Source organism: Ornithinimicrobium sediminis, from assembly GCF_021272345.1.
GTDB classification, from domain to species: Bacteria; Actinomycetota; Actinomycetes; order Actinomycetales; family Dermatophilaceae; genus Ornithinicoccus; species Ornithinicoccus sediminis_B.
Genome location: NZ_JAJSDQ010000015.1, coordinates 1 through 9,081, shown reverse-complemented (window position 1 = coordinate 9,081; position 9,081 = coordinate 1). Strand labels below are relative to the sequence as shown.

Here is a 9,081-nt window from a genome sequence, read left to right as displayed (position 1 = left end):
TGTGACGCCTCAAGCCGGACCCCGAACGCGATCTCCCACCGTGAGCACGACCCTCTTACGCACGACGCGCCCACGCCCAGGCCCGCGCACGAGGTGCGGCAAATGAGTGTGGTCCGTCGGCTCGGGATCACGCGTGACGGAAAGGGGGGTAGCGTCGTTGGCATCGCGACCACGGATCCCGGACCGACGACGATCAGGCCGCTGTCCGAGGAGTCCTGGGGACTGTTGGCAGCCCTCGTTGAGAGGCACAACGGAATCTTCGGTGGGTGCTGGTGCATCTGGTTCCATCCCGACAGCGAGGAGCGCTGTTCGAGCTACGCGGGCAACCGAGCACTCAAGGAGCGGCTGGTCGAGCACGGGGCCGCGCACGCCGCGCTCGTCGTCCGGGACGGGGACGAGCGCGCTCGTCGTCCGGGACGGGGACGAGGGTGAGGAGGCGATCGCCTGGGCGGAGTACGGGACGCCGGCGGAACTGCCGAACATCCACCACCGCAAGCAGTACCTGGCTGACCTCGAGGCAGCAGGGAGGTCGAGCCGGATTACCGGATCACCTGCATCTTCGTCGACAAGCGCTTCCGCAGACACGGGTTGGTGACGGTTGCGCTCGCGGGGGCACTTGACCTCATCGCGCAGGCAGGCGGCGGCCTGGTCGAGGGTTACCCGCATATCCCGGGAGAGAAGCGGCTGTCCTCGCAATTTCTGTACAACGGCACCCGCGCCGTGTACGCACGTGCCGGTTTCGACTTCGTCCGGCCCCAGGGCATGAAGAACACCGTGATGCGCCGCATCGTTGCGCCAGCCTGAGGCGGGAACCTCGATGGGCCTCCAGCCTCGTCGAAGGACGTGCCAGCCGCGGCAGAGTCGTGCGTGGGCCTGGACGCCGCGGACGAGCGCCTGGTTCGGCCGCTTACTCCGGCGGGCACGCGCCGCCCACCTACCGGTGGCGGCGGCGACGGCGTACCGTCGCAACAGGAGGCGATGACCATGCACTTGGACGAGTTCGCGGTCGCCACGAAGATGGGCCGAGCCCTGGGCATCACGCCCGACTTCCCCGCGGTCGAGCCGACACCACGGTGGGTGCGGGTCAAGGTAGGCGACCAGGTCGTCGCAGACTCCAGACGCGCCCTGCTCTACCGGCAGTACGGCCCGAAGCCGATGCTGCCGACCTACTACGTGCCGGTGCCGGACGTGGCCGAGGGGGTGCTCACCGACCCCCGTCGACGTGACGACGGATCGGTCCTGTATGCCGTGGAGGCCGGTGGGCGGCGCGTCGAGGGGGCCGCCTGGACGTACCATTCGCCGACGGGGGACTTCGCGGCGCTCGACGGCATGGTGACCTTTACGTGGTGGGACGACCAGGTCACCTGGTTGGAGGAGGACGAGGAGGTCTTCGCGCACGCACGCGACCCGCACAAGCGGGTCGACGTGGTTGCCAGCACACGGCACGTGCAGGTGCGGGTCGACGGCGGGCTGCTCTCCGACAGCCGACGGCCCCTGGTGCTTTTCGAGACGCATCTGCCGACGCGCTACTACCTGCCCGCCGACGACGTGCAGATGGACCGGCTCGAGGAGAGCGAGACGCGCACGCCCTGCCCTTACAAAGGATGGGCCCGCTACTGGTCGGTGCGCCACAGCAAGGCGCACCGCGACATCGCGTGGTCCTACCCCAATCCCGTGCCGGAGAACCCGCGCATCGCGGGTCTCGTGTGCTTCTACAACGAGCGGGTCCAGGTCGTCGTGGACGGGCAGCCTGAAGAGCGGGCGGCGTCACCGTTCGGGTGAGGCCCTGGGCGGAGGATCCCGTGGCGCCACCTGTGACGACTCTTCACCCGCTACTCAGTGCGCCAAGGGGTAGAAGGCCAGGCGCCGACACGCCTTCCCCGGTTTCATCGCGAGCTCGGCATCGGATGATCCACCGCCTACTCGCGGCAGTAGTCCCAGGTTCTGGCTCTGTCAAGCGGCAGTGTTGAGGTGGTGCTGCCAGGCGGTGTTCTCGTCGTAGAAGGTCCGGTAGCGCAGGCAGCCGTGGAGGATGCCGACCCAACGATTGGCCAGCTGGCGTAGCGCGGCCTGATGACCGGTGCCGCGGGCACGGAGGGACTGGTAGTAGGCGCGGGCGCCGGGTGAGCCGCGCATGGAGCAGAAGGCCCACTGCTGGACGGCGTCGCCGAGGCGGCGGTTGCGGGCGTACCTGGCCAGGACTACTTTTCGGGTGCCTGAGGCGCGGGTGATCGGGGCTGTGCCGGCGTAGGCCTTGCGGCCCTTGGCGTCGGCGTAGCGGTGCGGGTCGTCGCCGAACTCGCCCAGGATCCGGGCGCCGAGGATCACACCGAGACCGGGCAGGCTGGTGTAGATGTCAGCGTCCCGGTGCCGGCCAAAATGCTCGGCCACCACCTGCCCGAGGGCCTCGATCTGGTCGTTCAGGACGGTGATCAGTGCGACTTCGGAGGTCACGATCGCGGCGTAGGCGTGCTGCACGGGTGCGGGTTGCCGCAGTTCCGGGGCGGTCAGCACCTTCCTGATCTTCTCGGCGCGGGCGGTCACGTCGCGCCGGTTGGCTGCGGTCAACGCCCGGACGACCTTGGCTTTGGACAGCCTCGAGGCGGTGTCCGGGTCCGGTGCCTGGGCGAGCAGCTGCAGCGTCTCTGGCGCATCCAGCTCCTCGTACGCCGTCAGCGCGGCGGGGAAGAACTCCCTTAGCGCTGAACGCAGGCGCAGCACGTGCCGGGTCCGGTCCCAGATCATCGACTGGTGGGCGCGCGCGCTGACCTTGACCGCCTCCCCGGTGGCGCTGTCGCCGGCCACCGTGCGGTGGTGGGCCCGGTCCAGGCGGACGATCTCGGCCAGCAGATGGGCATCCGCGGTGTCCGACTTCGCCCCCGAGGTCGAGTGCCGCTCCCGGTAACGCGCCACCGACATCGGGTTCAACCCGTACACGGTGTACCCGGCCGCGACCAGCGCCCCCACCCACGGACCCCGGTCGGTCTCTATCCCGACCACCACCTGCGCGGCCGCCTCCGTCGGGTCAAGGTCGGCCCACTGTTGTGGTGCGTGCTCAGCGAGCAGCGCGTGCAACCGGGTCACCCCGGCCAGGCCTTCGGGCAGGCGTCTTCGCGCCAGCACCTTCCCCTGCTCGTCGACGATCTCGACGTCGTGGTGGTCCTCGGCCCAGTCATCACCCACGAACAACATCGCACTGCTCTCCCTTCGCCTCGTCGCGATCCTGCTCAGCAGCGTGGAGGAGACTTCCGGCGTCCTAATGGTCAAGTGCTCACCCGCACCATCCGGGGGCACGTCATCCCAGCAGCGGTCACGCCTCCTCACGACCGGCGGGCGCACGGTCTGCCGCGAGACCTCGAGGGTCAGTAGCGGAGAGTGCTGACCCGCCGGCCGCTACCAGGACCGAGCCTGCCAGAGGCTTCGGCAGAACCCATTAGTAGCGTGCGTGCCGTGGCAACCCCGTGCCTCAGCTACGCAGTGCCCCGATGCTCGCTGTCGTACTTACGACGTTTCCGCTGGTGGCGCTCAAGACCGCTCGTCACCGCAAGGCCTTGTTCCTTGGTGATGGGTCCGTCGTTCCACTCCTCCAGGAACTGACGGCCCCCTCGGCCCGTAACCACATGAACTTCTCCATCCTGTGTCCACGATACGTCTTTGGGGGCACCCGGTCCCCAAAGCATGAGCACAGGTTGGACAGGCAGTTCCGTCCGTATGTCGGCGCTTCGTAGCAGCAGACGAACGGATCGAGCGCTGTCTCGAGCATCGAGGAGATGGCGGTCGCGAAAACGGCTCTGCGGCCAAGGCGAACCCGCCCCGAGGTACTTGGTTTCGATCGCGAGGACGGCACGCGGGCTGACCACGACATGGTCGACGTTGCGAGCCTGCATTGGAACGTCATGGACGATGGGCCAGGACGGACGCTCCCGCTGCAGCAGCTCCTTCGTGAAGGACTCTCCCCACGAGCCCACGGTTGCCGAGTACGTCGAGATCGTGACGGCTGTGAAAGGTGCCCAGAACGCGCTGGCGAACAGTATGCCAGCCACGACTCCCTTGAGTACGGGCGCGATCGGTAGGACCAACACGAGGACGCCCGTCGCGACGAGCACGACAACGCCCGCCAGGAGCGTGTGCCAGCCCCCACGGATGGCCTCCACACTCTGGGACCACCTGCGGTTCTCTTCATAAGTACGGTTCGTTGACCACCACACAGGGGCAAGTCTGCCGCCTTGACCGCAGACAAGCTCGACATGCTGCACGCGGCAAATGCGTGCGTCTTGTCGGTCTGTGGCGGGTCGATCGGGTCTGCGTTAGGAGGCGGCGGATGCGAGGTCTGACTCTGAGGCGCGGCGGTCGGGTGTGAGCAGGCTGACGACTACGAGGGTGATGAGGGTGGCTGGTAGGGAGATGAGGATGGAGTTGAGGTCCAGGGGTTGGTCGAGCTGCTCCCAGGTGATCGTCACGATCGTGGCCACCACCATGGAGGAGATAGCGCCCCACTTGCTGGCCTTTTTCCAGAAGAAGATCGCCAGGACTGGCGGGGCGATGGCTACGCCGTAGATGGTGTAGGAGTAGATCTGCAGTTCCAGCACCGTGGGGAAGTACCGGCCTAGCACGTAGGCGACGAGGCCGATGCCCAGGATTGCGAGGCGGTGTACCTTCAGCCGCTGGCCTTCGCCCATCTGCACGCCGAACAGGCGGTGGACCGCGTCGTAGACGACGTTGCCGGCGCCGGAGAGCAGGAAGGATGAGCCGGTGGTGATGATGAAGGCCAGTGCGCCGGCCAACAGTAGGCCGCCCAGGATCGTGGGCAGGTATCCCTCTCCGGCCAGTGACAGCACTGCTGTGTCGGGGGCGATGTCGGGCATGAGGATCACGGCGGCGGAGCCGAGGAGGGCGACCGGGACGGTCACGAGGAAGCTGGTGAGGAAGAAGCCGACGGTGGATCTGCGCGCCTCGTCCTCGGTCTTGGCTGCGCCCAGGCGCTGGTACATGTTCTGGTCGGCCAGGATCAGCATGAACAGGGGCAGGAAGAACCCGAGGAGCTGCAGGGGGCTGAGGCCTCCGCTGAGCGTGGTCATGGGTTCGGGCAGGGAGTCCCAGTAGGAGCCGATGCCGCCGAGCTCCTGACCGAGGATCAGCGGCAACGCGATCGCGAGCCCGATCACGATCACCAGAGCCGACATGAAGTCTGTCCATGCCACTGACTTCAGCCCACCGCCGATCGCCAGGAAGGTGATCAGGAGCGCGACGACGATGGCCCCGTCGGTCGGTGACAGGGGCGTGATGACGCTGAGGATGTAGCCGCCGCCGGTGAACTGGTAGGCGACGATGCCGGTGTAGGCCAGGATCGTGATCAGCGAGGCGATGATGCGCACGGCCAAGCCGTACCGCCGCTCCAGCAGCTCCGGGACGGTGTAGGTGGAGCTGCGCCGGACACGTTTGGCGATGAAGTACAGGACGACGATGCCCACCGGTGTGCCGGCCAGGAAGAAGATCGAGGCCAGCGGACCATAGGTGTATGCGAAGCTCGCGCCCCCGATGATCGTCCCGGAGCCTACCCAGGTCGCGAGCAGCGTCCCGATCATCACCGGCCTTGGCAGGTTGCGGCTGGCGAAGACGAAGTCGTCGCCGGTGGAGACGGCCTTGCGGCGGCTGAACCACAGGCCGATGCCGACCATGGTCGCCAGGTAGATCACCAGGATCGTCACGTGGACTGTCTGCACGGTGGGGTGCCCCTTCGCTGCGACGCCAGGTGCCGGCCCGCGGGCCGACTGGGTCCACCCATGGAACCCTGCCCGGCTGACCCCTGCAACCTGTGGTCGACAGCTGCGCGGGTGCCTGGTGGGCCGCGAGGACAGAGCGACCCCGGGTCGGGGTCACGGGACCGACGTACACGTCTCCTGCGCCGGGCGGACCACGTTGCGTGGGGTCACCGGGCCTGCGAGCATCAAGGGTCCGAGGACAACACGACGGCGAAGGGCGGTGATGACGTGGGTGCGCTGCTGGTGCGTGGTGGCGCCATCTGTGACGTGGCGAGCGGGGAGACGATTCCCGGGCAGGACGTCCTGGTGGCCGATGGCAGGATCGAGCAGGTGGGGGAGTCGCTGACCGCCCCGCCCGGGGCGGAGGAACTCGACGCGAACGGTTGCTTCCTGGTGCCGGGGTTGATCGACGCCCACGTGCACGTCACCGCCGGCAGCGCCGACCTCAGCATCCAAGCTGAGGACTCTCCGTACTACGTCGCCGCTCAGACCGCCGCCAACCTGCGGGCCATGCTCGCTCGCGGGTTCACGACGGTGCGTGACGTCGGCGGGGCCGACTTCGGCATCGCCCGCGCGATCACCGAGGGTCTGTGGGCCGGGCCCAAGGTGCACTTCGGTGGCAAGGCGCTCTCGCCGACCGGTGGGCACGCAGACCTGCGTGGCCCCGGCCGCCAGGTGTTGGACAACCACACCTGCTGCGCTGGGATCGGCGTGGTCTGCGACGGCGTCGATGCCGTCCGTCGCGCGGCCCGGGACCAGCTGCGCACCGGCGCCCACCACATCAAGGTCATGCTCTCCGGTGGTGTCGCGAGCCCAACCGACCGCATCGACTCCCTACAGTTCTCCGCCGACGAGATCTATGCCATCGTCGAGGAGGCCGACAACGCGAACCGGTACGTGACCGGTCACGCCTATACCGCCGCCGCCGTCAACCGGGGCTTGGAACTCGGGGTCCGCTGCATTGAGCACGGAAACCTCATCGATGACAGCAGCGTTGAGCTGTTCCTCGCCAAGGACGCCTTCCTCGTGCCGACACTGGTCACGTACGAGTACCTGCGCTCCGAAGGGGCCGAGGCGGGATTGCCCGCCGAGAGCCAGGAAAAGGTCGGCATCGTGCTGGAGGCCGGTCTTGAGGCGCTGGAACGTGCATGGCGCGGTGGTGTCAAAATCGCCTTCGGCACCGACCTCCTCGGTAGCATGCAAGTCCACCAGAGCGACGAGTTCCGTATCCGCAGCCAGGTACAACCCGCCGCTGACGTCCTGCGCGCGGCCACGCTCACCGGAGCCGAGCTCCTCGGCCTGGAAGGGGAGGCCGGTGTCATCACCGAAGGTGCCATCGCAGACATTCTGGTCACCAACGCCAACCCCCTCGACGACGTCACGGTCCTCGCCCAACCCGAGGACCACGTCCGAACCGTAATCCAAGACGGCCGCATCGCCACGGACCAGCGAGGCTGAGAAATTCTCATCCCGCCACGTACTCGCCGGTCGAGGGCCGGCCGTCGCGCAGCACCCGCCCTGCGGTGTGGGCCACCGTCCCCGTGCGCTCGTCGACTGGCAGACCCGGCAGGGAGGTTCCGCGGTAGCCGACCGACCGGACCACCAGGTCGGCCGGCACCACCTCAAGCTCGCCGGTGCCCAGCGCCCGCCCGTCAGCGCCCGCGGCCGTTCGCTCCAGCTCCAGCGCACGCACCCGGTCCGGTCCGGTCCGAGGAGGCGTACCGGCCGCCAGCGGAAACGCAGGCTCAGCCGGACGGCTCCCGGGGAGGGCTCATGCTCGACCCAGCCGCGCAGTGCCGCCAGGTTGCGGGCCACGGCCGACTCGGCGGCGGCCTGCTCCTCCGCCGCCCCCAACGGTTCCAGGTCGTGCGGGTCCACCAGCACGACCGCGGACTGCAGCCGGCCTAGTTCGCGCAGCTCCTGGGTGGTGAAGCTGGCCAGGGCCGGATCCCGTCGTCCGATGACGGTGACCTGCTCGACCGGGGCGTCTGCGAGCGCATCAAGCACATGCTGCGGCATCTCGGTGGGCTGGAGTTCTTCGGGTGCCCGGGCGAGCACCCGAGCGACGTCGAGGGCGACGTTGCCCACGCCGATGACCACCACCGAACGTGCGTGGGACAGTGCCTCCTCCACGGTGGCGCGGTCGGCGTCGGGATGTCCGCAGTACCAGGAGACGAGGTCGAGGGCGGTCAGGCTCCCGGGCAGCTCCTCCCCGTCGATACTGAGCCGTCCGGCGTCGGCGGCGCCGTATGTGTAGATCACCGCGTCCACGTGAGCGCGCAGCTGTGCCAGGGGGAGGTCGACGCCGACCTCGACGTTGCCGAAGAACCGTACCCGCGGGTGATCCAGGGTGCGTTGTAGCGTGGCCCGCAAACCCCTCATCTTCAGGTGGTCGGGGGCGATGCCGTACCGCACCAGCCCGAAGGGCGTCGGCAACCGGTCGATGATGTCGACTGCGACAGGGACGGCGTCTTGCTCGGCCAGCGCCTCGGCCGCATAGACCCCGGCCGGACCCGCGCCAACGATCGCCACCCGCAGGGGACTGTCCGCGGGTGAGACCACGAGGTCACGCACAACCGCCACGATGGCATCCTCCCCCATCCGGACCCGCCGGGTCATCTCGCGCGGCACCGTACGCGCGTCAAGGAGCTCAATCCCACCCGATAGCATCGAGCGCCACGGTCACCGTCGAAGCCACGACCATTGGCGTCACAGTTGGACACTAGGCGTCCTCCGCGGCATGTGCGGATGCGTGGGCAAGGCCTCGTCAGAGGCGCCAGTCCTGCCCGGGCTGCGCGCTGCCTTGCAGCAGGGACGACCAGCGCGGCACCCCTCTGGCGGGACGGCCTACAACGTGGGACCGTGAGGGTCGGGGGTAGGGGCCTTCGCGTTCTGTGAGGGGTGCTAGACGGCCTCGGGTCCCGCGCTGTGTTCCCCTGCACCAGCGCGGGACCTCTACCCGTGCACTGTCGCCCGCACCACCATGCGCCGGTCCGCTATTGTCTCGCCGTCCCGTGGCAGAACGCACCCCCCGACGTCACCCTGGACGACCCATATGCCTACAACTCGCTGACGGTCGCTGCTCGCGCCGAGCCCAGGCATCTTGCCGCCGACCACCTGCGCGCGGTCCTGGTCACCGAGTTCGGCGATGACAGCTGCGCGTGAGAGATTTGACGGCTTCCGTTTGGGTCCCGCGCAGATATCAGCGCGTGCCCTCCCCGCGGCAAGAGCGGACATCAGAGCGCGGCGCGAATGTGCGCCGCTGTGGCGTCTAACTGCACGCGGGCCGGATGGGAGAACTCGGCGCTGATCTGAAACC

The 9,081-nt window shown here is 68.3% G+C and carries 8 protein-coding genes and 2 pseudogenes; 5 read left to right on the top strand and 5 right to left on the bottom strand.

The features are described from left to right. From LVO85_RS16560 to LVO85_RS16550, 3 genes and pseudogenes are all read left to right on the top strand, one after another. Nucleotides 1–432, top strand: a pseudogene (locus LVO85_RS16560) (hypothetical protein); the annotation flags it as partial. A 159-nt stretch (nucleotides 433–591) separates the two neighbouring features. Continuing rightward, nucleotides 592–804: a hypothetical protein gene (locus LVO85_RS16555; protein ID WP_232748720.1), complete on the top strand. Its 213-nt coding sequence runs from the start codon at nucleotides 592–594 to the stop codon at nucleotides 802–804. Between the two features lie 174 nt (nucleotides 805–978). Further along, a complete protein-coding gene (locus LVO85_RS16550) occupies nucleotides 979–1,782 on the top strand; it encodes a DUF427 domain-containing protein (protein WP_232748719.1) in 804 nt (267 codons plus the stop codon). Between the two features lie 171 nt (nucleotides 1,783–1,953). On the opposite strand, the gene LVO85_RS16545 is transcribed toward LVO85_RS16550, so the two are convergent. The 3 genes from LVO85_RS16545 to LVO85_RS16535 form a co-directional block, all read right to left on the bottom strand. Beyond that, a complete protein-coding gene (locus LVO85_RS16545) occupies nucleotides 1,954–3,192 on the bottom strand; it encodes an IS110 family RNA-guided transposase (protein WP_232748718.1) in 1,239 nt (412 codons plus the stop codon). 278 nt (nucleotides 3,193–3,470) lie between these two features. After that, nucleotides 3,471–4,154 (bottom strand): nuclease-related domain-containing protein, encoded by a 684-nt coding sequence (locus LVO85_RS16540; RefSeq protein WP_232748717.1) that lies wholly within the window; start codon nucleotides 4,152–4,154, stop codon nucleotides 3,471–3,473. 153 nt (nucleotides 4,155–4,307) lie between these two features. Next, on the bottom strand, nucleotides 4,308–5,708 hold the full coding sequence (locus LVO85_RS16535) for a sodium:solute symporter family protein (protein ID WP_232748716.1): 1,401 nt from the start codon (nucleotides 5,706–5,708) through the stop codon (nucleotides 4,308–4,310). A gap of 282 nt (nucleotides 5,709–5,990) precedes the next feature. On the opposite strand from LVO85_RS16535, the gene LVO85_RS16530 reads away from it, so the two are divergent. Beyond that, nucleotides 5,991–7,220 carry a metal-dependent hydrolase family protein gene (locus LVO85_RS16530; protein ID WP_232748715.1) on the top strand — a complete coding sequence of 410 codons (1,230 nt, stop codon included), beginning with the start codon at nucleotides 5,991–5,993 and terminating at the stop codon, nucleotides 7,218–7,220. A 7-nt stretch (nucleotides 7,221–7,227) separates the two neighbouring features. Here the strand turns inward: LVO85_RS16530 and LVO85_RS16525 are convergent, their stop codons facing one another. Both LVO85_RS16525 and LVO85_RS17245 read right to left on the bottom strand, forming a co-directional pair. Continuing rightward, a complete protein-coding gene (locus LVO85_RS16525; protein WP_232748714.1) occupies nucleotides 7,228–7,455 on the bottom strand; it encodes a hypothetical protein in 228 nt (75 codons plus the stop codon). A 230-nt stretch (nucleotides 7,456–7,685) separates the two neighbouring features. Then, nucleotides 7,686–8,363, bottom strand: a pseudogene (locus LVO85_RS17245) (FAD-dependent oxidoreductase); the annotation flags it as partial. A gap of 360 nt (nucleotides 8,364–8,723) precedes the next feature. On the opposite strand from LVO85_RS17245, the gene LVO85_RS16520 reads away from it, so the two are divergent. Continuing rightward, on the top strand, nucleotides 8,724–8,927 hold the full coding sequence (locus LVO85_RS16520) for a hypothetical protein (protein ID WP_232748713.1): 204 nt from the start codon (nucleotides 8,724–8,726) through the stop codon (nucleotides 8,925–8,927). Nucleotides 8,928–9,081: the final 154 nt, after the last annotated feature.

Coding starts and splice junctions, on each gene's coding strand:
- LVO85_RS16550 (WP_232748719.1), top strand. CDS start 979: ATGACCATGCACTTGGACGAGTTCGCGGTCGCCACGAAGATGGGCCGA.
- LVO85_RS16545 (WP_232748718.1), bottom strand. CDS start 3,192: ATGTTGTTCGTGGGTGATGACTGGGCCGAGGACCACCACGACGTCGAG.